The sequence below is a fragment of the Streptomyces sp. ITFR-16 genome, from assembly GCF_031844705.1.
GTDB lineage: Bacteria > Actinomycetota > Actinomycetes > Streptomycetales > Streptomycetaceae > Streptomyces.
Map to the genome: position 1 here is coordinate 7,045,376 of NZ_CP134609.1, position 22,933 is coordinate 7,068,308.

Sequence of the window (22,933 nt, forward strand, 5' to 3'; positions counted from 1 at the left end):
GCCGAAGGGCTCAGCGCCCGCCGGCGACCAGCAGGGGAGCCCCGCCCGGCGCGGACGCCGGACGGCCGTTCGCCGCCGGCACCCCCAGCAGCGGGGAGGCCGGCACGGTCGAGAGCAGACCGCGGGACGCCAGCTCGGGCGTGACGCCCTCGCCGAACCAGTACGCCTCCTCCAGATGCGGGTAACCCGACAGGACGAAGTGCTCCACCCCCAGCGCGTGGTACTCCTCGATCCGGTCCGCGACCTCCGCGTGGCTGCCGACCAGCGCCGTTCCCGCGCCGCCCCGGACCAGACCCACGCCCGCCCACAGGTTCGGCGCGATCTCCAGCTTGTCGCGCGAACCGCCGTGCAGTGCCAGCATCCGCTGCTGGCCCACCGACTCGCTCCGCCCCAGCGCCTGCTGGGCTGCGGCGATCGTGTCGGCGTCGAGATCGCCGAGCAGCCGGTCGGCCGTTGCCCACGCCTCCTTGGACGAGTCGCGCGAGATAGTGTGCAGCCGGATGCCGAACCGGACCGTACGGCCCTGCTCCTCGGCCAGCCCCTTGATCCAGTCGATCTTCTTCTTCACATCAGCCGGCGGCTCGCCCCAGGTCAGATAGACATCGGCGTGCGCGGCCGCGACCGGCCCGGCGGCGGCCGACGACCCGCCGAAGAAGATCTCCGGCAGCGGGTCCGGCGGCAGCGCCGTCAGCCCGCCCTCCACCTGGTAGTGCTCACCGTCGAAGTCGTACGGCTGCCCGCTCCAGGCCCCCCGCACGACCGACAGGAACTCCGCCGTCCTGGCGTAGCGCCGGTCGTGGTCGAGGTGGTCACCGAAGCGCCGCTGCTCGGTCGAGTCGCCGCCCGTCACCACGTTGAGCAGCAGCCGCCCCCGGGTGATCCGCTGATAGGTCGCGGCCATCTGCGCGGCCAGCACCGGCGAGATCACCCCGGGCCGGAAGGCCACCAGGAACTTCAGCCGCTCGGTGTGCTGGGCCAGCGCCACCGTCGTCAGCCAGGCGTCCTCGCACCAGGTCCCGGTCGGCGTCAGCACGGCCTCGAATCCCAGCTGCTCGGCGGCCTTCGCGATCTGCGCCAGATACTCGATGTCGGGGGCGCGCACCCCGCTGACCGGCGTGATCCGGTCGCGCTTGATCCCGCCGTCGGTGTACGCGTGCCGGTCGACGAGCGTGCGCCCGTCGCCGCCGGTGGGCAGGAACCAGTGCAGATGGACGTTCATGAGGAGGCCTTTCCGTACGAGCGGGGGGTTGCCGAGGACGCGGGCAGATCGCGGTTGAAACGGGTGTCGACGTAGTCCTTGAAGGTGAAGCGGCGCGGAATGAGCTTCAGATCGGCGAAGGTGTCGGCGATCTCCTGCTCGGAGGCGATCGCGGCGGCGTCGATGGCGACCGGGACCCGGGTGCCGTACGTCAGCCTGACCGCGTCGAGCGCCACCTCGTAGGGCAGCCCGGTCTCCTTCGCCCAGACCTTCGCCCAGGCCTCCGGGTGCTTGAACACCCAGTTCTGCGCCCGGTTCAGCCGGACCAGCAGATCCCCGATGGCCTTGGCCTTCGCGGAGTCCTTGAGCGCGGCGGGCGAGGCGACCTGGAACCCCAGGCCGTTGACGGTCCCCTCACCCGTGGTCAGCACCCGCGCCTTGCCGCCACGCAGCACCTGCGAGGTGTACGGGTCCCAGATCGCCCACGCATCGACCTTGCCCCGGCTGAACGCGGCCAGCGCGTCCGCCGGCTGGAGGTACTTCAGCTTCACGTCCGAGACCCCGAGCCCCGCCTTCTTCAGCGCGCTGATCAGCTGGAAGTGGGCCGAGCTGCCCTGGGCGACGGCGATCGACCTGCCCTTGAGCCGGGCGGGGCTGCGCAGGGGCGAGTCCTTGGGTACGACGATGGCCTCACCGGCCGACGAACCGTGCGTGGCGCCCACCACCACGATCTTGGAGCCGGCGCCCGCCGCGAAGACCGGCGGGGTGTTGCCGACTCCGCCGATGTCCACGGCACCGGCGTTGACGGCCTCCAGCAGGGGTGGGCCGGAGGTGAACGTGGACCATTTGATGCGGTAGTCGAGATCGTCGAGCTCTCCGGAGGCCCGCAGGATGGCCTCGTAACCCCCCTTCTGGTCACCGATGTCGAGCGTGACACTGCCCTTCCCGTCCACACTGCCCGAGGTGGAGGCGGAGGAGGCACCGCCGCAGGCGGTGAGCAGAAGGGCGAGCGGCAGCAGAAGGGCGGGCAGGGTACGGCGGTTCATGGCATCTCGTTTCGGTCTTCAGTGTGTGCGGGTCGGAACTCGGCAAGAGCTCAGAGGGACTTCGCGGGCTCGCTCCCGCCTTCCGGTACGGCGTCCACACCGAGTTCGGCGAGCAGCCGCGAGCGCAGCGCGGCGAACTCGGGGGTCCCCGGCCCGCGCGGCCGGTCGAGCGCGACGGGTGTCTCGTACGCGATGGCGCCGTCCCGCATCACCAGCGCACGGTCGGCGAGCAGCAGCGCCTCGTCCACGTCGTGCGTGACGAGCAGCACCGCGCAGCCGCGCCGCTGCCACAGCTCGGCGACCAGCTGCTGGGCCTTGATCCTGGTCAGCGCGTCGAGTGCGCCGAACGGCTCGTCGAGCAGCAGCAGATCGGGCTCCCGCACCAGCGCCCGGGCCAGCGAGGCGCGCTGCGCCTCACCGCCGGAGAGCGTCCGGGGCCAGGCCCCGGACCGCTCGGCGAGCCCCACCTCGGCCAACGCCTGCTCCGCCACGGCGCGTTCGGGCTTCCCGGGCAGCCCGAGCAGCACATTGCGCCAGACCCGCTTCCAGGGCATCAGCCGCGGCGCCTGGAAGGCGACCGCGCGCCGCCTGGGCACCAGCACCGTCCCCCGGATGTCCCGGTCGAGACCGGCCAGCACCCGCAGCAGCGTCGACTTCCCGCAGCCGCTGCGCCCGAGCAGCGCGGTGAACTCCCCTGCGCGCAGGGTGAGATCGAGCCCGTCGATCACCGGCCGGCCGTCGAAGGACCGGGTCAGCCCCTCGACACGTACGGCATCCTGCGCCGCCTCGGCCGGGGCGGGGGAGGGGGCGGTCACTGGCCCGTGAACGTCGGTCGCCATTGCAGCAGCAGCCTTTCGAGAATGCGGACGATGACATCGGCGGTGAGCCCGAGGAAGGCGTAGACGACCAGGCAGACGACGATCACGTCGGTACGGAAGAACTCCCGGGCCTGGTTCATCAGGAAGCCGATCCCGGCGTCGGCGTTGACGGACTCGCCGAACACCAGCGCCAGCCAGGCGGTCGCCAGTGAGTAGCGCAGCCCCGTCATGGCGCCGGGCAGCGCCCCCGGCAGGACGACATGACGCACCAGACCCCACCGCCCGAGCCCCAGCGACTCGCCCGCTTCGATGAGTTGGGGGTCGACGCCGCGAATGCCCGCGTACACGTTCAGGTAGAGATGGAAGGCGACCCCGAGCGCGATGAGCGCCACCTTCGGCGCCTCGCCGATCCCCAGCCAGATGATGAAGAGGGGGATCAGCCCGACCCAGGGCACGGTGCGCAGCATCTGCACGCTCGCGTCGATCAGGTCCTCGCCGAGCCGGGAGAGACCGGACAGCAGGGCGAGGGCAGTGCCCACGACACCCCCGAGCAGCAGCCCGGCGGCGACCCGCTGGAGCGAGATGGCCATCGCGGAGGGCAGCGTCCCGTCGGCGACGAGGTCGGACCCGGCGCGGGCGATGGTGCCGGGGGAGGCCAGCACATCCGGATGGAGTACGCCGGTGGCGCTGAGCACCTGCCACAGCACCAGGAGCAGCAGCGGCCCGACGGTGCGCCGCAGCCACCGGGGCACGCTCCGCAGCCGCGCGCCGCGCGCCCGCTCCGGGGTGACGGGCTCCAGCACGAGGGCCGGCCGTGCGGCGGAACCGTCCTCGGGTTTCTCCGCAGGGTCCCCTTTCGCGCCCGAAGCGGATTTCCGGGATATATCGGGTGGTGCGAGGGCATGGTCGATGGTCATGGCGGCTCCACGAGCTGTGCACGGGCGGTGCCCGGGCGGGGGGAAGGCAGGGGAGGTCATGCCACGCCGCGGGACGCGCGACCGAGTCGCCGCTGCGGCACATCGGGGCAGCGGTCGGACGGGGCGGAACGCGACGGGAGGGGTGCGACGGAACGCTTACGACGTCAGGAACGGGCGGACAGCGCGTCCGGTCTCACTGACGGGAGGTGCGTCGAGGGAACGTCAGCAGCCGCGACAACACGCGGCGGAGGCCACCCGCAGCAGGTCGATGTGACCGCGCGAAGTGAGCAGAGCTGAACGGAACATGGCGATGAACGTAGCGATCCCGCCCGGAAGCGGTCAACGGTGTCTCGGCACGTGGACGCGCGATCCCGGCCCGTGAGCGGGAAGATGGAGGCATGTCATCCGCTTTCACCACCAGCGTCCTTCACATCACCACGGGCACGACGGAGACGGTCACCGACCTCACGTCGGACTGCGAGCAGTTCCTCACCCGCGCGGCCGCCGGCCGCGACGGCCTGCTCAACATCTTCGTCCCGCACGCGACGGCCGGCATCGCGGTCCTGGAGACGGGTGCGGGCAGCGACGCCGACCTCCTGTCGGCCCTGCACGCCCTGCTCCCCGCGGACGACCGCTGGCAACACCGCCACGGCACCCCGGGTCACGGCCGCGACCATGTGGTCCCGGCCTTCGTCCCCCCGCACGCGACCCTGCCGGTGATCGCGGGGCGGCTGGAGCTGGGGATGTGGCAGTCGGTGTGCCTGGTGGACACGAACGTTTCTAAAGACAACCGTCAGGTTCGTCTGAGCTTCCTCGGCTGACCAAGATCGTTCAGCGGGGGCGTGGCCGCCGATTCTCCGTACGATGCGCGCTCGAACGGAGAGAAGAAATGCGCGGTACGGACCTCAACACGATCGAACGACCCTACGACGGATGCGGCAAGTGCCTGCTCGGAGTGCGGCGACTGTCGCGCGTGAAGCTGGCGACGTCTTCACCTGAGCGCCAGCGAGAGAACGTGCTCACTGCCGCCGCCTCCGTCGGGGCCCACATCATCGGCTGGGCGGACGACTGGGAGGTCTCCGGCGCCACGGATCCCGTGACCCGTCCCAGTCTGGGCCCGTGGCTCCGTGACGAGAGGGGACCGTACGACGGCCTGGTCGCGGCAGCGGTGGACCGGCTCGGCCGCAACGTCGTCGACTGCCTGAACACCGGCTACAAGATGCGGGACGAGAAGAAGATGCTCGTCACGTATGGACACGACGGTGCCTGGAACCTCGACGACCCCGCCGACGAGAACCGTTTCACCATGGAAGCCTGGGGCGCGCAGATGGAACTGCGCGCGATCCAGCGCAGGAACCGTGACGCCACCGTCAAGACCCGCGCAGCCGGCCGCCCGAAAGGCAAGCCGTCGTACGGCTTCCAGTACGTCCGGAAGGTGATGGGAGGGAAGATCGACCAGGTCGAACTGCATCCGCATGCCTCGGAAGTACTGCGGAACGTCGCCCGCCGCATCCTGGCCGATCCTGACAACGTCACCTGCAGTAGCGAGGCCGCACGTCTCAATCGTGCCGGGGAACTCTCACCTGCCGATCACCTGGCCGTGATGTACGGCAAGCCGGCAGGGGGCCGACCGTGGTCTCCCCAGAGCCTGAAGAACATCCTTCTGTCAGAGGCCACCCTCGGGTACCTGATGCACCGCAACAAGCCCGTCCTCGGCAGGGGGGACGGTCACCCTGTACGGCTCTGCGAGGGGCTGTGGGACCGGGCCACACACGAGGCGCTCAGGAGCGCCATCCTGTCCCGAAAGGCTCCCTGGACCCGCCGATCCAACCGCGAATACCTGTTGACCACGGTCGCCCTGTGCGGGCAGTGCCATACGCGTCTCTATACCCAGACGTCGAAAGACGCCCCACCGCGCTACACGTGTACGGCGCGGAACAAGGGCTGGCTTCAGGCGCAGCACTGCCGACCCGCACCGCTCATCAATGCTCATCTTCTTGACGCCTACGTCGAGGAGTGGTTCCTCCGGGAGCTGGGTGACGGCATGATCTACGAGACGGTGTACGACCCGGGCAATGGCATCGCGGAACGCGTGGCGGAGACCCGAGCCAGCCGTGAACGGCTGCGAGCCGACCGTGAAGCCGGGCTGTACGACGCCCCGGACGACGCCGCGTGGTTCCGGGACCGGTATGCCGCGCTGGGGCGGGAGCTGGCCGCTCTGGAGGCTGAGCCACGGCGGGCGCCTGGCATGGTCCGGCGGCCGACCGGCGAGACGGTCGCCGACCGTTGGTTCCGTGCTGCGGATGTACAGGCGCGAAAGGAAATCCTGATCGATTTCGGCGTACGGGTGACGCTCTTCCCGGCCAGTGCTCCCGTCCGCTGGGTGCCCGGTTTCCAACACGGCCCCGAACAGGACCCGATGGCCCTGATTTAGGGAAGGCGCCCCTGGGTGGCGCTGAGCGCGCTGTCCCCGGGGCGTCACCGTCGGGCTGTCGGGGGTCGATCAGTGGCATGCATCCATACAGGCTGATGTCGGCCGGTGCAAGCCGACCTTCTCCGGGATTCTCTGGGCGTGATGTACAGCGACGAGGTGAGTGATGTGACTCAAACGGGGGAGCGGTGGATGCGTGACAAGGCAGTGGCAGAACTGCAGGTCGAGAAAGCCACCTCCGGTGTGCAGTGGTTGATCAAGTCCTGCGATCGGCAGATTGACCGAGCGATCGCCGAGGCATTGCCGACGGAACGATGTCTCGGTGCTGTCGAATCGGGCGAGTTGGGACGGACTCTCTTGGTCGACGAGGTAATGGTGCGAATCACAGACGCAGCCGCCGTGCTTATCGGCCGAGCGGGAATCGAGGAGGGAGTGGGAGAGCCGTGTCCTTGTCGAGGTGGCGGAGTCGCTGGATCGAGCGAGCGGTACGGATGCGTCTGCGGCTGCCACTTTGGCGGTATATGCCGTGAGTCGATCATGCGGATCAGTCGAGGAGAGGCTCCGCAGGCGGCATTCCTGTTCAGCCTTCAGGCCGTGCCGGAGATCGGACCTGTTTTCATGCGGTCGACATCCTGGGCGCTGAGTCTTTGGCTTCGAGATCTTGTTCGTAGCGGTGCTTGGCGGGATGGGGTGGTGGAGGCACAGGTTCAGCTTCGTCGAGCGGACGTCCGCACGCGGTCAGGCGTTGAGGTGGCTCTTGCTCAACCAGTAGGGCAACGCCTCTTTTGGGGAGACACCGCAGCGCTATTCGACTTGGCCGCATAGCGCGAGCCTCGCAGACTTGAGGGAAGGGCGTAGAGCCTCCTCTGCTCCAAGCGTGACAATCGTCCGACCAGATGAGACAGCGGACAGTCTGACTTCAAAGGATTCCCTTCCACGACCACGGTCGCGGGCCGGATCGACCGCGGAGACAGTCGATCCGGTACTGCGCCTGGCTCCTCCACTCCGCGTTGTCGGCTGCGTGCTGCGCCGCGTACGTCACCATGCGCAGCTCACGGGCGTGCGCAAGGACGGGGTAGCCCTCCCACGCCGTCACGTCGTACCCGTACACCGCACAGAAGCGTTCGTATTCGCGTGCGCTGACGGCGCCCGTGGTCTTCGCGCGCACGGCGGTGGACACGAGATCCCACTCCGGGGGCCCGACGGAAAAGCGCTCCAGGTCCATCATCAGGACCCCACCGGCCGTGCGGACGATGTTGCCGGGCCAGGCGTCACCGTGCACGGCCCGATCGGGGAGACCGGCCGGCCGCTCCGCCCAGGCCGCTAGGAGGTCGCTGTGAAGGGCGTTCAGCCACTGCTTGTCGTCGTCGCGGATCGTGGTGGCCGCGTGCAGCCGTTCGCCGACCCTGACGAAGGGATCGAGATACCCCAGCTCGATCGCTGGCGTGGTCAGGGAGTGGAGCCTCGCGAGGAGTTCAGCGATATCCTCGACCGAGCCGTGCTGCTGCGGCGGCAGTTCCGCCCAGAAGGTCACGGGCCTGCCGTCCACCTCTACCGGCTGCTCCACGTCGACCAGGCGAACGGCCGGCACGTTCTCCCGGGTGAGCCAACGTGCGACGCGCACCTCGCGGGCCGCCGCAGCGCTCTCTCCCTCCCGGGCGATCCGTACGATCACCCGCTGACGAGGTAGTCGCCATATCTGGTTCTCGGCCAGGCGGAGAGGCTCGGCTCCGTCGAAGTCCAATCCGACCGCCGAACAAGCCTGCTTCGGGACGTGACGTGCAGGTTCGGATGCCGAAGGAGTCATGCGGAAACCGTAGCGGGGATCCGATCTCGCAGCGCTGAAGCCTCTCGGACAGTCCGATGCTTCGAGGCGAAGCGGCCGAGCTGCCGCAGATCGTCGGCAGCGCGCCGGGAGATGAGTCGGCCTACCTCGTTGAGGCGGCGTGCCCGAGCGCTGCCGCCTGGCGAGGGTCACCCTTGGCCATGAGCAGGGAGGCCAGCTTCGTCCGCGAGATTGCACGAGCTCGGCCGTAGGCGTCCGTGTGTCCGTTCACCGCTGTGCTGAATCGGCGCGCTGCTCGGCCCGGGTCCTGTCCAGCGAGGATTGGGAGATCGAAGAGGGAATGAGCCGTGTCCCCGTTGTGCTGCGCTTCGTCGTAGTAGGAACGCTCGACAAGGCCCTTACTGGGCTGTTCGCGTCCGACTATCGCCAGCAGCTTGAGGCAGCTCCTCAGCGGCTTCGATCGGAGCACTGATCGAGCAGTCGGGACTCTCCGATGACGCGTCCCCTGGGACAGGGACCGGAGCTGACGATGCAGTGGATCGCCGGCTCCGGCAGGCCCCCGAGATACGGCCGCAGTACGTGCGGGGCCGGACCGCCCGGTTTAGCGGGGCGGCGATAGAGTCTCAGGTCCGTGACCAGGGTCTCTGCGACACGCCTACTTTCACACCAGATCCGCTGCTGCGTCCGTCGAGCTCAAGGCGTCGGCTCCGGTATCGTCTGTCTGCCCTTCGCGTGGAGTTGGAATCAGAGCGTCGGGAAGGTACGGGAGATGGGAGTGACGCAAGTAGTCGATTGCCTGCTCGACCGACGGGTCATGGTCGAAATGCTCCTTGAAGTACTGCAGGCGGCCCTTGCTCTCGTCGATCAGCTCCGACCATGTCTTGACCCAGACACGGACAGTGTATTCGTTCTCCTTCAGATCCCAGATGCACCCCCGGGGCCTGCCTGCCTGCCTGGCCTCCGCGCGCAGGACCTTGTTCATCTCTGAAGTGACGAGCCAGAAGTCCCACTCGGCCCTGACGTCCGCGAACTGGGCGTCCTCGACCACGGCGAGCGCATAGCTCTTAATCTGCTGGAGCTCCTTGTCGCCTACCCTGACCTTGGGTGCCTTCAACTCCACGACCAGATGCTGCTGCCGGTCGTGCTCGCGCCTGGACCTCGACAGCATGAGATCGACGATCCCCACCGATCCGTCTTCCCGGTATACGGGCTGAGGGCTCCGGTTGTCCCGCCCGAGAAGGCCGAGGTGGCGATCGAGCACCTGGTCGAGGGAGCGATCGCTCACGAGTAACTGGTAGTGCTCGCCGAACACCCACGTCTCGTTCTCAAGGATCTTGTGGAGCTGCGACCTCTCCTTGACGAGCTTCTTGACCTCCGGATCGAAGACCATGTGCGAGAGGGCCGCGAGGAAATCCAACCTGTCCGCAACGCTCGTGGACGCCCTGATGATGCTCGAAAGACTCGTACGATTCAGCAGGCGATCGAGCTCTGACTTGTCGTCACTCGTGAGGCGGAAGACCTCGTCGAGGATCCGGTTCACGTTGCTCGGCTGGTGCTTGACCGATTCGCGTAGCAGGGCGAGCGTGGCCTTCTGATGCTTCGCCGGCCGAGGCATATGGCGGTGAATGGTGGACGCCACGATGTCGAACGTCTCCCGTTCGACTTTCTCGGCCTCGCTCGTCGGCTCGGCGTCATACGGGTAGAGGCCAGCGTCCTTCCATTGGTCGACCACCTCCTTGCGGCGCTCCACGGCCCGCTTCCGGAAGTACGACCTCAGGTGTTCACGTGTGGTAGTCAGAAGCGATGCCACTGGACTGTCGGACGCTTCGCCCAGCAGGAAGTCACCCCGGTGTTCCGTCATCCGGCCCCAGAGGACGTAGGTGGTGAAATCAAAGCCGGGTGCCTGGATCCTCGTCTCCGTGATGTCGACGGGGACGCCGAGGGCATCGCACAGGTGAAGCTCGCGGTCCACCCGCATGTCCCATTCGATGATCCGCACAACAGCGGTCTCCATAGCGCCGTCGTGCTCGAATTCGACGCGTTCCTCGGACTGCTTCTGGATGACCGCGGTGGGATCGATCTTCTTCCCGTCGAAGACGATCTCGACCTTGGGATACCTGGCCAGGTACGGAGCGAACTCCGTCGTCAGCAGACTCCGTGCACGATCGGCGGTGAGGCGGTCCAGAACCACCGACTGTCGGCCCCAAGCCTCGACCAGCGTTCCCGTCGGTCCCTCCGTGGGCGTGGAGTCGCCGATCTGGAAGTCATTGCGCGAGGCGTTGTGCGCTGTCACCGTTGTCTTCTGCAGGCCGTCAATTCCTTCGGCGGTGGTGGTCCACCTGATGAAGGCGCCGAGAGCGAACGCGCGCAGACGGCCTTGGCCTGCACGGCCGTGCAAGGGGCGGCCGCCGATCGTGGTATGTCTGTGCTTCTTCCACGAACCGCCGATCTTCTCGAAAGCGGTCGTGCACCCCTCAGGAGTGATGCCCTCCCCGTCGTCCGCGATCATGACCTTGTCCACCGCACCAGTGACCGACCGCTCGATGGTCACCGTGATTCTGGTGGCGTCCGCGTCCAGCGCGTTCCAGATGAGCTCCTTAACGGCCCCTACTGGGTCATGTTCCCTCGCGAGGCGCTCGACATGGTCCTCTGCTGCTTCCAGGTGCACACGTCTCATCGCGCCAGTTTCGCAGGGCTTGATCACTCTGGGTAGAGAGCCTTTCAGCTCTTCGTCAGATCCTCCTTTGACTTGGATGTACGCCATGCCATGCTTCCCTCGGCCTGGTGGGAGACAGTGCCGTAGCTGGCGCCGCCCCTGGACCTGGCGCCTGGCATTGGGGCGCCCGATTCGAACCGAGCTCACATCACGGGGGCTGCCCAGTTCCCAGCGGTCTGGTCGCCGCCCCTGCGATGCGGACCTAATGCGGCACGGAGGTGGAGACCTCGGCGGGGCCTGACCGGCCGGTCGGCGATCCACCTCGACGGGGCCGAGGCGGCGCGCGGCCCTGGTCTGTGATGCTCGGTCTGGAAGGCGGAGGGCCCCTATCAGAGGGCGGTTCGTGAGGTTATGGACGGCTCTGCCGTCGCCTGATGGTGTGGGTGCGGGGCAATATCGCCGACCCTCAGCCGCCCGTCTGCTGGTGTGGTGATATGAGTGAACGCAAGCCGTATCCGAGCGACTTATCGGACGAGCAGTGGTCGTTGATCGAGCCGGTGATCGCCGCATGGAAGGACCGGCACCGCTCGGTCAGCGGCCACCAGGGCGCCTACTCGATGCGGGAGATCATCAACGCCATCCTTTACCAGGGCCGGACCGGCTGCCAGTGGGCCTACCTCCCGCACGACCTGCCGCCCAAGAGCGCGACGTACTACTACTTCGCCGCCTGGCGGGACGACGGCACCGACCAGGTCATCCACGAACTCCTGCGCTGCCAGGTTCGTGAACAAGCCCGTCGGCTAGAGGACCCGACCCTGGTGGTCCTGGACACCCAGAGTGTCCACGCGGCCGCCGGGGTCCCCGCCACCACGACCGGCCGGGACGCGGCGAAGAAGGTGCCGGGACGCAAACGGGGACTGGCCGTGGATGTGCTGGGCCTGGTCATCGCCGTCATCGTCCTGGCCGCGGACACCCACGACAACGCAGCCGGCATTGCCCTGCTGGACCAGGCCGCCGAGCACACCGGCGGCATCGTCCGTAAAGCCCTCGTTGACCAGGGCTTCAAGACAGCCGTGGTCGCCCACGGCACCGCGCTCGGCATCGATGTGGAGATCGTCGAACGCAACCCGCAGGAGACGGGGTTCGTTCCACAGCCGAAGCGATGGAGGGTCGAGCAGACCTACGGAATCCTCATACTGCACCGACGCCTAGTGCGCGACTACGAGCACCGCCCGGCCTCGTCTGCCTCCCGCGTCTACTGGGCGATGACCCAGGTCATGGCCCGACGGCTCACCGGCGCGAACACCTCCACCTGGCGCGGTCCGCTGGCGGTGGCAGCGTGAACATCGAGCCCCTCCTCGACGCGCTCGGCCTCCAAGAAGACGCCGCCCGGGCCCTGGCCGACGACCTCGGCACCCAGATCGAAGAGCTGCACAGCCGGCTGCGGGAGGCGGAGACTCACCTCGAACACCTCGCGATCACGCGGAAGACCGTCACCGTCCTCGCCGATCGGCTCCCGACCGTTCCGCCGGACCTGCCCGAGCACCCGGACTACCCCCGCATCCTCGGTGTCTTCAACGAGGCCACCGGCCCGCTGCGGGCTCGTGACGTCTGCGGAGTCCTCGACCACGAATTGCTGCCGAAGAACATCGAGGGCACCCGCGCCAAGCTGAAACGCCTGGTCAAGCTCGGTGTCCTCACCGAAGTCGATGTCGGCAGCTTCACCAGGAAGCAGCAGCCCACTGAGCACCGCGACCAGCAGTTGTGACTGAGCGCTTCAGCTGACGAGTGAACACATGGGTTGGTGACCGCCGCGATCGCTCAGATACGCATGTCTGGGGTGCCGCGAACTGCATATGCCGGCAGGCGGGCTTCCTTCAGGTAGGCCGGGGAGAGCGAGAGGCCGAACCGCTGCTCGACGACGCCGAGGGTGCGCCGGTAGGTATCCGTGTAGTGCTCGCTTTCGGGGGCGATGAGCGTTTTCCCGTCGGGCTGCAGCACGTACCCGCTAACGAGCTCGGGAAGCAGCAGGTCAGGCTCCCGACCCCAGCGCCACACTTCCTCACCCAGCCCAAAGCCACACAGCTTCACGCCGTTCCGAGCGTAGAAGACTGTGGCCGGCGGGTGCTCTTGCATCGGCACGTAGTGGAGGGCTTCGACCCCTTCCCGGGAGATCTCTGCTAGACGGTCCCCGCCGGTCGAGTCCCCGTACTCCAGAGCGAAGGACCAGCCTTCATGCTCTCCGACCCGTACGACACCATCGCCTTCCTCGCCAGGTCGGTACCACTGGCCGAGATCCCACGCTTCGGCGTCGGTCATCGGCTCGGTAGCGCCGTCCCGGTCACCTCCCATGCGCACCGCCAGTTCCTGCGCGGATATCCCACGTGCGAACACCACGCTGGACATCCAGTGCTCCAGATCGACAAGCCACCGGATCCCGTCGCGCATGCCTTCGCCTCTCACCTATAGCCATTAATCCTCGGGGGCACCCTATGCAGCCCCACCGACAAGGCAATCTCATCACGTAGCACCAAGTTGATCACGCTGTCGGCCTGGAAGCGCTGGAGTCGCCGTTGCCGGTGTGCAGCGACAGCCGCCTGTCCCAACCTCTGCCGGGAATGGACATCAGCTCACGAACCGCCCTCTGAGAAGGAAATCGGCGAGACCAGCGCCGTGCACTCGCTGGAACACGGAGCCGTGTGGGTCACGTACAACGACAAGGCCACGAGCAAGGACGTCAGTGCCCTGAACGAGAAGGTGAAGAAAACCCCTTACACGCTGATGAGCCCCTACGCCAAGCAGTCCTCGCCCATCAGTGTGTCGGCGTGGGGCAAGCAACTGAACGTGAACTCCGGCTCCGACCCGCGACTCCAGCGGTTCTTGGACAAGTACGTGCAGGGGAAGCAGACGCCCGAGCCGGGCGCCACATGCAGCGGAGGCAAAGCGGCATGAGGGCCACCCGGTTGCACCGCATCCTGGCGGGCCTCTCTTGAGTGTTGTCCTTGCTGCGGGTGCTGTGTTCGCGTTCTGGGAGGGGCAGGACGACGAACCGGTCGGCGGCGTCGCGGCCCCGGGCGGTATGTCCGTGGAGGCGGGGTTCTCCCGGGGCATGGTCGTGCACCATGAGCAGGCTGTGGAGATGTCCCTCGTCGTCCGCGACAGCACGACGGACAAGGAGGTGCGCACTCTCGCCTACGACATCATCAACACCCAGGCCGCCCAGCTAGGGATGATGCTGGGCTGGCTGGAGATGTGGGGGCTGGAGAAGAGCTCCAGTCAGGATCCCATGGCCTGGATGGGGCACGGTTCGCAGTACCGGGCCAAGGACGGCTCCCTGATGCCCGGGATGGCCACCGACCCCCAGATCGACCAGCTGAACAAGGCCCGAAGCTGATGTCGGCCCACCACAAGGCTGGTGTCGACATCGCGAGCGCAGCCGAGAAGGCGGCGAAGGACCAGGGCGTCAAACGCCTGGCCCAGAGCATGGTCGACGGCCAGCAGGCGGAGATGGGACTGATGGCCACCATGCTCGCCCAGCGCGGCGCGGCAGGGGTCCGGTGACGTCCAGTCCGCCCCGGGGCTCCCCGGGGCGGACGTGGCCTGACGGGAGCAGGACCGGCGAGGTGCTACCAGCCGACGCGGTCGCAGCCCGTGTGACTGGCCGGTTCCACTTGCAGGGTCGCGTGGGCGACGCCGTACCGGTCGCGGAGCAGGTCGCGTGCTTCGTCCGGGACGCTGTGGCCGTCAGCCCGGTCGGCGGTGACCAGGTGGGCGGTGGCGACGTTCATGCCCGACGTCAGCGTCCACAGGTGCAGGTCGTGCACCTGGTCCACGCCGTCGAGGTCCGCCAGCTCCCCGGACACGGCGACCGGGTCCATTCCCGACGGAGCGTGCTGGCCGAGGACCGCGAAGACCTCCCGGCCCAGAGCGACCGCGCGGACGGCGACGAACAGCCCGATGGCGAGTGCGATCACGGTGTCCCAGACCGCCTGCCCGGTCGCGGCCACCAGCCATCCCGCCGCGATCACACCGACAGAGCCGGCGGTGTCGGCGACCACTTCGAGGTAGGCGCCCTTGACGTTCAGGCTCTCCGAGGCGCCGGCGCGGAGCAGGAGCAGAGCCACCACGTTGACGGCCAGGCCGATGGCCCCGACCACGAGCATCGGCCCGGAGGACACCTCGGCCGTTGCCCCGATCCGGCGTACCGCCTCGAAGACGACGTAGACCGCGACGCCCATCATCAGCAGCACCGACAACAGAGAGGCGAAGACTTCTGCTCGGTAGGAGCCGTAGGTGCGGCGACCTGTGGTGTCCGGGCGGGTGGCGATCCGGGTGGCCACCAGGGCCGCGCCCAGCGCCACGACATCGGCGGCCATGTGGCCGGCGTCGGAGAGCAAGGCCAGGGACCCGGAGATCAGCCCGTAGGCCAGTTCGACGAAGAAGTACGAGCCGACGAGAGCGAACGACACGGCGAGCCGCCACCGGTGCCGGCCTCCCGCGTGCGATCCCGCTCCGTGGTTGTGGTTGTGACCCATGACCGTCCCCCTAGATGCCGGTGCTGTTGACCGCAGGAGAACACGGGTATGGCCGGGCCTGCAAAGCCTGCATCGGTGTCCGTTGTCATATCCGATAACAAGCCTCTGACCTGCATGTTTTGTTTCGTTCCCGTCTCGGGGACCCGGGGAAGGAGGGCCCATGGGTTCAGGCGCCGTGAGCGCGTGCAGACGCTGCGTGCTGGTACGTGGGTCCTCGCGTCGGGCGTCTTGCGGGCCGGTGGCGCATCGGCTCACCCCACCAGCTCCAGCCGGATGTTCTGTGCTGTCGACCGTGCGCGGGCCAGGGCTGCCGCCGCGATGGAGCGGGGTCTCGTGTTGCCCGTCGAGGGACTTGGCGGGCGGGGGCCCGGAGCCGGGGCGGTGTACGCCGAACCGGAGATCCGCCGTCCTCCACGTACCGGGTGGCGGACACCGCGCGCGGGACGGACACGAGAACACCCGATAGGGGGGCAGGCGCTCCGCTCCGGGTAGCCTTCTCCTCGCCAGAGCTGTCTCCCCGCTTCGTGACGTTCGGAAATCCGCTCATGCGACCGCTGATGTTGCCTCGTACCGCCTCGCCGGCCTCCGGTGTGCTGCGTGGTGCGCGTGCTGCGGTTCTTGCGGTGCTGTGCGTCCTGCTGCCGATGGCCGGACATGTACTGACCTTGGGGCACACCCCGCAGTGGGTCGTCGTGGCCATGGCGGGGCTCGTAGCCGTGCCGGGGGCAGTGTTCCTGACCCGGCGCAGGCTCACCGACGGGCAACTGCTCGGGGTGCTGGTCGCGGCGCAGGTCGCCCACCACGCGACGTACGCGTTGCCCGGGATGTGCCGGACAGCAGCCGGAGCGGACACCGCCTCGATCCTCCCGTCGTGGGTGGAGCACGGCGCAACACTGCAACTGCCTGCGGGTTCCCTGATCTCCGGCCATGTGATCACCATGATGGTGGCCGCCCGGGTGCTGGGCGTGACCGAGCAGATGCTGTGGCGGAGCAAGCCGCTGCTGGACGTGGTGCTGCGCCTGCTGTCGTTCGTCTGGCCTCTCCTCGTCGTGCGCGGCAACGGCCCGCAGGACGAGCTCCGGACGACCGAGACGCTGCTGAAGCCAGCCGTCCTTGTACGACTGCGCTCCGGCCGGGCACCTCCGCGTGCAGGTGGTCTCCTCGTCCGTTCCCGGCTGATGCCGGTCGGCCATCCTGCCTTGTCCTGACAGACATACCGGTGCAGGGGACGACCGGCGTGCGCCGGTCCGCGCGTATCCCTGCGGCTGAGGCCGCAGGCTGCACAGGAAGTCCCCTCCACCCATGCACCACACCTATGGGCGTGCCCGCTCTGCGGCACGCGCCCTCGTCGTACCCGCCGCCCTCGGCATCCTCGCCGTGGGCGCTCCCGTGGCTGCGGCACACACGGATCTCGACAGCAGCACCCCCGTGGCCAAAGCGTCGCTCGCCGGAGTGCCGGAGAGCGTGACACTGACCTTCAGCGACCCGATGGATCAGAAGTACGCCAAGGTCGCTGTCACCGGCCCGGACAAGCAGTCCGTCGGCCGGGGCACGCCTCGGGTCGACGGCAAGCGCGTCATGATCGCTCTCGACCCGCAGGCACCCGCAGGGGAGTACAGCGTCGGCTACCGGGTCGTGTCCGCCGACGGCCACCCCGTCTCCGGCTCCTACACCTTCACTGTTCAGACGCAGAAGGTGTCCCCGAGCCCGACGGCGTCGACGTCCGAAACGCCGACCCTCCCGTCGACGCCGCCGACTCCGGCCGCGGGCGCCCCGGCGGCCTCGGACAGCGGCGGCTCGCCGGGCCTGAGCACCGCTGCTGTCACCGCAGCCGGAGTGCTGCTGGCGGCCGGAGCGGCCAGCTACATCGTGCTCCGGCGCAAGCGGGTCAGCCGTGACGACTGACGGCGCGGTGACCGGGCCGAGGATCTTCTCCCGGCTGCCACTCCTCCTGGCCGTCGCCGCGGCAGGTGCGGTGATCGCCGCGGTGGCCGCCGTGTGGGCGGGCGGCGGAACCGAGTCGTCCGTGCCGGGGATCGAGGGCCCGGGGGCGGTGACCACCTGGGGGTTGCCGGTGGTGCGCACGCTCGCGGACGTCGCCGCGGTGGCCACCATCGGCGCCCTGATCATGGTGGTGGTCCTGCTGCCGGGCGGCCGGCGACTGGGGGAGGACCAGCTGCGGTTCTTGAACTGGGCTGCAGTTGCGGCCGCGGTGTGGACGATGGCGTCCGCGGCCACCTTGGTCTTCACCCTCTCCGATCTCTTCGCGCAGCCGCTGGGAACGGTTCTCGTCCCTGACGTCGTGGCGGACTACGTCATTACCGACCCGCAGGGCCGCTCCTTCGCACTGTCCGCAGCGGCCGCCGGAACGGTCGCCACGGTGTGCCTGGGGCTCGGCACCGCCCGCTGGGCCCGTGCCGCTCTCCTGCTCGCGGTCGCGGGACTGCTTCCGCCCGCGTTCACCGGCCACTCCTCGGCCGCGAGCAATCACGATGCCGCCGTGATCAGCCTGGCCCTGCATCTGGTCGGCGTCGCCGTCTGGGTCGGCGGCCTGCTCTTCGTCCTGGTGGCCGCCTTCCGGCGAGAGGAACAGACGAAGGACGCGGTGCGGCGGTTCAGCCCGCTGGCCGGATGGTCCCTCCTCGCGGTCGGGGCCAGCGGCCTGGTCAACGCCGCCGTACGGCTGCCCTCGCCCGGCGAGGTGTTCACCAGCCGGTACGGGCTGCTCCTCCTGACCAAGACCATGGCCCTCCTGCTCCTGGGAGTCGCCGGATGGTGGCACCGCAAACACACCACGGTGTCGCTGGAAGCAGGGAGCCGGCGGGGCTTCGTCCGCCTCGCCGCCGGTGAACTGCTGATCATGGCAGCGGCGATGGGGCTCGCGGTCGGACTGTCCCGCACCCCCGCTCCCGGGGTGCAGGACGCGGCGCTCTCCCCGGCGGAGGAACTGCTGGGCTTCGCCATGCCTCCGGCGCTGGGCGACTTCCCCTGGACGCCGCTGTTCACCCAGTGGCACTTCGACCCGCTGTTCGCCTTCGGTACGGCGACCGCCGCACTGCTGTACGTGGCGGGTGTCCGCAAGCTGCACGCGCGGGGGGACCGCTGGCCGGTCGGGCGGACCATCGCGTGGTTCATGGGCCTGGCGGTGACCGTGCTCGCGACGATGAGCGGCCTGGCGGTGTACGGGAAGGTGCTGTTCAGCGTCCATATGGGCCAGCACATGATCCTCGCGATGAGCGTGCCGATCCTGCTCGTGCTGGGCGCTCCCGCCACCCTCGCGCTCCGCGCGCTGCCCGCCGCGCCCAAGGGCTCTGCAGCCGGGCCGCGCGAGATGCTGATCGCCCTGCTCCACAGCCGCTACGTACGCGTCATCTCCCACCCGGTGGTGGCGAGCGTGCTGTTCATCGGCAGCGCCTTCGCCGTCTACTACACCTCACTGTTCGAGACGCTGATGAGCACCCACCTCGGCCACATGGTCATGCTGGTGCACTTCCTCGTGGTGGGGCTGCTGTTCTTCTGGGTGATCATCGGCATCGATCCCGGACCGCGCCGCCCACCGCACCTGGGCCGCCTGTTCACCCTCATCCTGACCATGCCGTTCCACTCCTGGTTCAGCATCTCCCTGATGAGCTCCACGACCCTCATCGGCGCCGGCTGGTGGTCCCGGCTCGACCGCCCCTGGGTCACCGACGCGCTGGAGGACCAGTACGACGCCGGAGCCATCGCCTGGGCCACCGGAGACATCCCCGTCCTGATCACCACGATCATCCTGGCGATCCAGTGGGTCCGCTCCGACCGGCGAGAGGCCCGGCGCATCGACCGGCAGATCGACCGCGGTGACGCCGGTGACCCCCTGGCCGCCTACAACGCCTACCTCGCCGGCCTCCACGCCCGCGACCGGCGCCCCGTTCCCCGCGAAACCCTCAAGAGGCCATCATGAAGAAGATCACCAAGCACCTGATCATCGCCGCCGTCCTGGTCGCCTGTTTCGCGGCGGCCCTCGGCTCCTACCTCCTGCTGCGCCCCGACACCCCCTCCGACAGCGCGGCGAACATCCAGCCCGCCGCGCAGGCCCTGCCCGTACGGGACACCAGCCACCGCCTCAGCTGGCCCGAACGCAGCGAGCTGACCCTCGTCGAGTTCCTGGACTTCGAGTGCGAAGCCTGCGGCGCGTACTACCCGGCCGTCGAGAAGCTCCGCGAGGAGTACGGCGACCGGGTCACCTTCGTCGCCCGGTACTTCCCCATGCCCGGCCACCGCAATGGCGAACTCGCCGCCCGTACTGCCGAAGCCGCAGCCCAGCAGGGCAAGTTCGAGGAGATGTACAGCAAGCTCTTCACCACTCAGAAGGAATGGGGTGAGTCGCAGGAGAGCAAGGAGAGCGTCTTCCGCGGCTACGCGAGGGAACTCGGCCTCGACATGAAGAAGTTCGACACGGACCTCGCCGACCCGGCCACCGCCGAGCGCGTCAAGGTCGACCAGCGCGACGGCCTGGGTCTCGGTGTGCAGGGCACCCCGACCTTCGTCGTCGACGGCACCAAGATCCAGAACCCGGCCTCGTACGACGCGTTCAAGAAGCTCATCGACGACCGTCTCGCAGACTGACCCGGAGGCCGGCATGCAACCCCTGATAGACGAAGCCCGTACCTTCCCCGCCCGCGCCGCCGCACACGGCGTGAACCTCGGCCCGCACACCACCGGCGCCACACCACAGGCCATGTTCATCGCCTGCTCCGACGCCCACGTGGTGCCCGCCCTGATCACCGGCAGCCGCCCCGGCGACCTGTACGAACTGCGCACCTACGGCGGGAGAATCTCCCCCTACACGGAACACGAGCCGACCAGCGAGGCCCAGACCATCGAGCACGCGGTCGACGTCCTGTGCGTCACCGACATCATCGTGTGCGGCCACTCCCGCTGCGGGGTCATCGACGCTCTTCACCCCGACTCCGAAGCAGCACCCTTCCACCTGGCCGCAGGACACTGGCACACCCTCATGCAGTTCGACGCCCTCAGCGCGTACCCGTGTGTCCAAGCCCGGCTGAGCGACCGGACCCTGCGTATGCACGCCTGGTTCTACGACATCGACGCGGGCACCACCGCCCGCTACGACCCGCGTGCCAGCACGTTCCTGCCGCTGTGAACGCCCCCCGTACTCCCGCCGTATACGACAAGGTGACCCCCGTGGCTGCGGACAACAACCCATTCGCTTACGACGAACGTCTCGCTGTCCCCCGCGCCTGGTGGGTCATCGTCTTCGCCTTCGGCCTGGCCATGGCCCTGGTCTTCTTCCCGTACGGACTGACCGCCGCCCTCATCGCCTTCGCAGCCGGCGGCGGCCTGGCCACGAGCTTCGCCTCGTCCCAGGGATCGATGCGTATCCGGGTCACCCCGACGCTCCTCGTCGTGGGCGATGCCCGCCTCCCACTGAACGCCCTGGGCGAACCCGAGGCCCTGGTGGGGGAGGAGGCCCGAGCCTGGCGCACCTACAAGGCCGACACCCGGGCCTTCCTCGTCATGCGCAGCTACATCAGCGGCGCCGTCCGCGTCGATGTCCTGGACCCGGACGACCCCACTCCCTACCTCTACATCTCCACCCGCTCCCCCGAGCAGCTCGCCGCGGCAATCCGGAGGGCCACCCGGACCGAGGCGCCGGGAGACGAGGAGTGACAGACGTACCGGAGGCCGAAGCAGGTGCGGGCCCACAGCGCCTACCTGCCCGAGCGGCAACGCTGTCCCGCGACGGCCGGATCCCGGAGGGGAACTCCGAGCCCGTCCAGGTATCTCCATCGCACCGATCACCATCACCGCGTCACCTTTCTTCCCACTTCTCTCTCACCGAGGAGCCCAACATGTTCCCGTCCTCCTGCGCCGCTCGCCGGATCAGTGCCACGGGTGCTCTCGCGCTGACAGTCCTGTTCGTCTCGGCGGCGCCCGCTCTCGCGCACGTGGAGGTCAAGTCCGAAACCCCGCAGGCGCTCGCCCAGAACGTGAGCCTCACCTTCGAGGCCGAGGCCGAGTCGGACAGCGCGGGCATCACCGAGATGCGCGTCGTCCTTCCCGACGGCATCGATCCCGCCGGCGTCACCCTGCAAGGGCAGCCCAAGGGGTGGAAGCTGAAGGCCGGCTCCGACGACTTCACCGTCGGCGGACCGGCGGTCGCCGTCGGTACGAACGCTGTCTTCACCGTGAAGGTGCGCCAACTTCCCGACGCCGAAGAACTGGCCTTCAAGACGATCGAGACGTACAGCGACGGCAAGATCTCCCGGTGGATCGAAATCCCCAAGGGAGACGACAGGCCGCAACAGCCCGCACCGATGCTGGAGTTGGAAGCGGCGGCCCCCGGAGCGAGCCCCCTCGCTCCCAGTCCGAGCGCCAGCGATACTCCCGCACCCGATCCGGCCACCACTTCCGAGTCACCGGCCGCTCCCGCGCCCGAGGCCGCCGACAAGGACGAAGAGAGCGGGGGGAGTACGGGGCTACTCATCGCCGGAATCGTCATCGCTCTGCTGGCAGCGGCAGGTGGCGTGAGGTGGGCGCTGAAGCGCCGGTCGGGGACCCCGCAGAGCTGAATCCGGCTCCGGCCGGGGACCCGGACAGAGTGAACGGACAGCCCTGTGGGGGCGCTACCGAGGGCCGCCCCCCCAGGGCCCTGTTCTACGTAGGCGAGCTCACGAAGCCGACGGAGGCCAGCTGCCCGACATCAGTGAGTTGCAGGGGTTGCACGGCTGGAGCAGCCCGCCGACCTCGACTCGGCCGACGGGCGGGCCCGACGCCATGGTGATGAGCGTCGCGGCGGCCACGGCGGCCAGCGGACCGGGCAGCAGCTGTGCTCGGGCCGGGAGACACTTCCACAGGGCCATCACGATGATCAGCGTCGGAATGCACTACGAAGGAGGCACTCCCCGCCCTGGTTCACTCGATCTGAGGAATGCAGGGCGGGGGGATTTCACGCCACCCAGCGCCGCCCAGAGGGCCCTTGGGTGTGTCCGGTGGCTGGATCGGCAGGCGTGCAACCCGCCTCCATACGCACACTTTATGTGCTTGGTCGACTACATTCTGTGCCTATGAGGATGGGGGCTGGACGCCGCGCCGGCCGCCTGGGCATGTGGCCCGAGGCGGTCCTCGCTGTGCTGCTCGCCATCCTGGTCCACGTGCTGGCCTGCGCGCACGGTCCCGTTCTCACCGGCGGGGAGCGGGCCGACAGCATCGCCGCACTCTCCGTTCCTTCGTGTGACGAGCCTCCGCCACCGCTGACGTATCCCGCCGGGCAGGTACCGCAGCCCGGTGAGGGCGAGGGCCGGGAGTGTGTGGGCGGGGACGAGCCGGGCGTGCAGGTGCAGCGCGCCGTGCAGCAGGCCGACGCGGCCGTGTGCGACGAGCTGCCCGGCGTGCCGTCGGGCAGCGGTGTCGACTGCGGGTGGCATCGGCCACCGCTACCTACCTGTGCTGCGGATCTGCCCGCGCTGCAGAAGCGTGCCTGTCTGGGTGTATGGCGGATGTGATCGGTCCGTGAGTCGTTGCAGCGAGGGCTGTTGCCTGCTGC

The 22,933-nt window shown here is 68.6% G+C and carries 22 protein-coding genes and 2 pseudogenes; 14 read left to right on the forward strand and 10 right to left on the reverse strand.

Going from position 1 to position 22,933, the window contains the following annotated elements; translation table 11 throughout:
* Nucleotides 1–10: 10 nt before the first annotated feature.
* From RLT58_RS31390 to RLT58_RS36165, 5 genes are all read right to left on the reverse strand, one after another.
* Nucleotides 11–1,219: an LLM class flavin-dependent oxidoreductase gene (locus RLT58_RS31390; protein WP_311313727.1), complete on the reverse strand. Its 1,209-nt coding sequence runs from the start codon at nucleotides 1,217–1,219 to the stop codon at nucleotides 11–13.
* Complete coding sequence (locus RLT58_RS31395; RefSeq protein ID WP_311313728.1) at nucleotides 1,216–2,244, reverse strand: ABC transporter substrate-binding protein; 1,029 nt, start codon at nucleotides 2,242–2,244, stop codon at nucleotides 1,216–1,218. The genes RLT58_RS31390 and RLT58_RS31395 overlap by 4 nt, the downstream gene beginning before the upstream one ends.
* 50 nt (nucleotides 2,245–2,294) lie before the next feature.
* On the reverse strand, nucleotides 2,295–3,083 hold the full coding sequence (locus RLT58_RS31400) for an ABC transporter ATP-binding protein (protein WP_311313729.1): 789 nt from the start codon (nucleotides 3,081–3,083) through the stop codon (nucleotides 2,295–2,297).
* Nucleotides 3,056–3,979 (reverse strand): ABC transporter permease, encoded by a 924-nt coding sequence (locus tag RLT58_RS31405; RefSeq protein ID WP_311313730.1) that lies wholly within the window; start codon nucleotides 3,977–3,979, stop codon nucleotides 3,056–3,058. The genes RLT58_RS31400 and RLT58_RS31405 overlap by 28 nt, the downstream gene beginning before the upstream one ends.
* Before the next feature lie 222 nt (nucleotides 3,980–4,201).
* On the reverse strand, nucleotides 4,202–4,285 hold the full coding sequence (locus RLT58_RS36165; RefSeq protein WP_311307964.1) for a putative leader peptide: 84 nt from the start codon (nucleotides 4,283–4,285) through the stop codon (nucleotides 4,202–4,204).
* 92 nt (nucleotides 4,286–4,377) lie between these two features.
* On the opposite strand from RLT58_RS36165, the gene RLT58_RS31410 reads away from it, so the two are divergent.
* Nucleotides 4,378–4,800 carry a YjbQ family protein gene (locus tag RLT58_RS31410; RefSeq protein ID WP_311313731.1) on the forward strand — a complete coding sequence of 141 codons (423 nt, stop codon included), beginning with the start codon at nucleotides 4,378–4,380 and terminating at the stop codon, nucleotides 4,798–4,800.
* Nucleotides 4,801–4,868: 68 nt separating this feature from the next.
* Entirely contained in the window at nucleotides 4,869–6,413 is a 1,545-nt protein-coding gene (locus RLT58_RS31415) for a recombinase family protein (protein WP_311313732.1), read from the forward strand.
* 916 nt (nucleotides 6,414–7,329) lie between these two features.
* Here RLT58_RS31415 and RLT58_RS31420 read toward each other — a convergent pair.
* Both RLT58_RS31420 and RLT58_RS31425 read right to left on the reverse strand, forming a co-directional pair.
* On the reverse strand, nucleotides 7,330–8,217 hold the full coding sequence (locus RLT58_RS31420; RefSeq protein WP_311313733.1) for a phosphotransferase family protein: 888 nt from the start codon (nucleotides 8,215–8,217) through the stop codon (nucleotides 7,330–7,332).
* 640 nt (nucleotides 8,218–8,857) lie between these two features.
* Nucleotides 8,858–10,960 (reverse strand): ATP-binding protein, encoded by a 2,103-nt coding sequence (locus RLT58_RS31425; protein ID WP_311313734.1) that lies wholly within the window; start codon nucleotides 10,958–10,960, stop codon nucleotides 8,858–8,860.
* 386 nt (nucleotides 10,961–11,346) lie between these two features.
* Between RLT58_RS31425 and RLT58_RS31430 the strand changes: the two genes are divergently transcribed.
* Both RLT58_RS31430 and RLT58_RS31435 read left to right on the forward strand, forming a co-directional pair.
* Nucleotides 11,347–12,195: an IS5 family transposase gene (locus RLT58_RS31430; RefSeq protein ID WP_311313735.1), complete on the forward strand. Its 849-nt coding sequence runs from the start codon at nucleotides 11,347–11,349 to the stop codon at nucleotides 12,193–12,195.
* Nucleotides 12,192–12,620 carry a hypothetical protein gene (locus RLT58_RS31435; protein WP_311313736.1) on the forward strand — a complete coding sequence of 143 codons (429 nt, stop codon included), beginning with the start codon at nucleotides 12,192–12,194 and terminating at the stop codon, nucleotides 12,618–12,620. The genes RLT58_RS31430 and RLT58_RS31435 overlap by 4 nt, the downstream gene beginning before the upstream one ends.
* A gap of 53 nt (nucleotides 12,621–12,673) precedes the next feature.
* On the opposite strand, the gene RLT58_RS31440 is transcribed toward RLT58_RS31435, so the two are convergent.
* Nucleotides 12,674–13,300, reverse strand: a complete 627-nt coding sequence (locus RLT58_RS31440) for a DUF6461 domain-containing protein (protein ID WP_311313737.1) — start codon at nucleotides 13,298–13,300, stop codon at nucleotides 12,674–12,676.
* Between the two features lie 171 nt (nucleotides 13,301–13,471).
* Here RLT58_RS31440 and RLT58_RS31445 point away from each other — a divergent pair.
* Together RLT58_RS31445 and RLT58_RS31450 are read left to right on the forward strand one after the other, a co-directional pair.
* Nucleotides 13,472–13,804: pseudogene (locus tag RLT58_RS31445) on the forward strand (DUF3105 domain-containing protein); the annotation flags it as partial.
* Nucleotides 13,805–13,868: 64 nt separating this feature from the next.
* Nucleotides 13,869–14,413, forward strand: a pseudogene (locus tag RLT58_RS31450) (DUF305 domain-containing protein).
* 65 nt (nucleotides 14,414–14,478) lie between these two features.
* Here the strand turns inward: RLT58_RS31450 and RLT58_RS31455 are convergent.
* Nucleotides 14,479–15,387 (reverse strand): cation diffusion facilitator family transporter, encoded by a 909-nt coding sequence (locus tag RLT58_RS31455; protein WP_311313738.1) that lies wholly within the window; start codon nucleotides 15,385–15,387, stop codon nucleotides 14,479–14,481.
* A gap of 557 nt (nucleotides 15,388–15,944) precedes the next feature.
* Here RLT58_RS31455 and RLT58_RS31460 point away from each other — a divergent pair.
* The 7 genes from RLT58_RS31460 (at nucleotide 15,945) to RLT58_RS31490 (ending at nucleotide 21,959) form a co-directional block, all read left to right on the forward strand.
* Complete coding sequence (locus RLT58_RS31460) at nucleotides 15,945–16,595, forward strand: hypothetical protein (protein ID WP_311313739.1); 651 nt, start codon at nucleotides 15,945–15,947, stop codon at nucleotides 16,593–16,595.
* A 94-nt stretch (nucleotides 16,596–16,689) separates the two neighbouring features.
* A complete protein-coding gene (locus RLT58_RS31465; RefSeq protein WP_311313740.1) occupies nucleotides 16,690–17,292 on the forward strand; it encodes a copper resistance CopC family protein in 603 nt (200 codons plus the stop codon).
* Nucleotides 17,282–19,327, forward strand: a complete 2,046-nt coding sequence (locus RLT58_RS31470) for a bifunctional copper resistance protein CopD/cytochrome c oxidase assembly protein (protein ID WP_311313741.1) — start codon at nucleotides 17,282–17,284, stop codon at nucleotides 19,325–19,327. The genes RLT58_RS31465 and RLT58_RS31470 overlap by 11 nt, the downstream gene beginning before the upstream one ends.
* On the forward strand, nucleotides 19,324–19,992 hold the full coding sequence (locus tag RLT58_RS31475) for a DsbA family protein (protein ID WP_311313742.1): 669 nt from the start codon (nucleotides 19,324–19,326) through the stop codon (nucleotides 19,990–19,992). Before RLT58_RS31470 ends, RLT58_RS31475 begins: the two co-directional genes overlap by 4 nt.
* Before the next feature lie 13 nt (nucleotides 19,993–20,005).
* Nucleotides 20,006–20,530: a carbonic anhydrase gene (locus tag RLT58_RS31480; RefSeq protein ID WP_311313743.1), complete on the forward strand. Its 525-nt coding sequence runs from the start codon at nucleotides 20,006–20,008 to the stop codon at nucleotides 20,528–20,530.
* A gap of 41 nt (nucleotides 20,531–20,571) precedes the next feature.
* Nucleotides 20,572–21,057 (forward strand): DUF3093 domain-containing protein, encoded by a 486-nt coding sequence (locus RLT58_RS31485; RefSeq protein WP_311313744.1) that lies wholly within the window; start codon nucleotides 20,572–20,574, stop codon nucleotides 21,055–21,057.
* A gap of 182 nt (nucleotides 21,058–21,239) precedes the next feature.
* Nucleotides 21,240–21,959, forward strand: a complete 720-nt coding sequence (locus tag RLT58_RS31490; protein WP_311313745.1) for a DUF1775 domain-containing protein — start codon at nucleotides 21,240–21,242, stop codon at nucleotides 21,957–21,959.
* Nucleotides 21,960–22,058: 99 nt separating this feature from the next.
* On the opposite strand, the gene RLT58_RS31495 is transcribed toward RLT58_RS31490, so the two are convergent.
* Complete coding sequence (locus RLT58_RS31495; RefSeq protein WP_311313746.1) at nucleotides 22,059–22,250, reverse strand: hypothetical protein; 192 nt, start codon at nucleotides 22,248–22,250, stop codon at nucleotides 22,059–22,061.
* 204 nt (nucleotides 22,251–22,454) lie between these two features.
* Between RLT58_RS31495 and RLT58_RS31500 the strand changes: the two genes are divergently transcribed.
* Nucleotides 22,455–22,892, forward strand: a complete 438-nt coding sequence (locus tag RLT58_RS31500; RefSeq protein WP_311313747.1) for a hypothetical protein — start codon at nucleotides 22,455–22,457, stop codon at nucleotides 22,890–22,892.
* The last annotated feature ends 41 nt before the right edge of the window (nucleotides 22,893–22,933 follow it).

What these genes read in the sequence shown, in the direction of transcription:
- RLT58_RS31405 (WP_311313730.1), bottom strand. Translation starts at nt 3,979, where the DNA reads ATGACCATCGACCATGCCCTCGCACCACCCGATATATCCCGGAAATCC.
- RLT58_RS31480 (WP_311313743.1), top strand. Translation starts at nt 20,006, where the DNA reads ATGCAACCCCTGATAGACGAAGCCCGTACCTTCCCCGCCCGCGCCGCC.
- RLT58_RS31415 (WP_311313732.1), top strand. Translation starts at nt 4,869, where the DNA reads ATGCGCGGTACGGACCTCAACACGATCGAACGACCCTACGACGGATGC.
- RLT58_RS31430 (WP_311313735.1), top strand. Translation starts at nt 11,347, where the DNA reads ATGAGTGAACGCAAGCCGTATCCGAGCGACTTATCGGACGAGCAGTGG.
- RLT58_RS31395 (WP_311313728.1), bottom strand. Translation starts at nt 2,244, where the DNA reads ATGAACCGCCGTACCCTGCCCGCCCTTCTGCTGCCGCTCGCCCTTCTG.
- RLT58_RS31390 (WP_311313727.1), bottom strand. Translation starts at nt 1,219, where the DNA reads ATGAACGTCCATCTGCACTGGTTCCTGCCCACCGGCGGCGACGGGCGC.
- RLT58_RS31465 (WP_311313740.1), top strand. Translation starts at nt 16,690, where the DNA reads ATGCACCACACCTATGGGCGTGCCCGCTCTGCGGCACGCGCCCTCGTC.
- RLT58_RS36165 (WP_311307964.1), bottom strand. Translation starts at nt 4,285, where the DNA reads ATGTTCCGTTCAGCTCTGCTCACTTCGCGCGGTCACATCGACCTGCTG.
- RLT58_RS31460 (WP_311313739.1), top strand. Translation starts at nt 15,945, where the DNA reads ATGTTGCCTCGTACCGCCTCGCCGGCCTCCGGTGTGCTGCGTGGTGCG.
- RLT58_RS31420 (WP_311313733.1), bottom strand. Translation starts at nt 8,217, where the DNA reads ATGACTCCTTCGGCATCCGAACCTGCACGTCACGTCCCGAAGCAGGCT.
- RLT58_RS31410 (WP_311313731.1), top strand. Translation starts at nt 4,378, where the DNA reads ATGTCATCCGCTTTCACCACCAGCGTCCTTCACATCACCACGGGCACG.
- RLT58_RS31500 (WP_311313747.1), top strand. Translation starts at nt 22,455, where the DNA reads ATGAGGATGGGGGCTGGACGCCGCGCCGGCCGCCTGGGCATGTGGCCC.
- RLT58_RS31425 (WP_311313734.1), bottom strand. Translation starts at nt 10,960, where the DNA reads ATGGCGTACATCCAAGTCAAAGGAGGATCTGACGAAGAGCTGAAAGGC.
- RLT58_RS31495 (WP_311313746.1), bottom strand. Translation starts at nt 22,250, where the DNA reads ATGGCCCTGTGGAAGTGTCTCCCGGCCCGAGCACAGCTGCTGCCCGGT.
- RLT58_RS31400 (WP_311313729.1), bottom strand. Translation starts at nt 3,083, where the DNA reads ATGGCGACCGACGTTCACGGGCCAGTGACCGCCCCCTCCCCCGCCCCG.
- RLT58_RS31490 (WP_311313745.1), top strand. Translation starts at nt 21,240, where the DNA reads ATGTTCCCGTCCTCCTGCGCCGCTCGCCGGATCAGTGCCACGGGTGCT.
- RLT58_RS31440 (WP_311313737.1), bottom strand. Translation starts at nt 13,300, where the DNA reads ATGCGCGACGGGATCCGGTGGCTTGTCGATCTGGAGCACTGGATGTCC.
- RLT58_RS31475 (WP_311313742.1), top strand. Translation starts at nt 19,324, where the DNA reads ATGAAGAAGATCACCAAGCACCTGATCATCGCCGCCGTCCTGGTCGCC.
- RLT58_RS31455 (WP_311313738.1), bottom strand. Translation starts at nt 15,387, where the DNA reads ATGGGTCACAACCACAACCACGGAGCGGGATCGCACGCGGGAGGCCGG.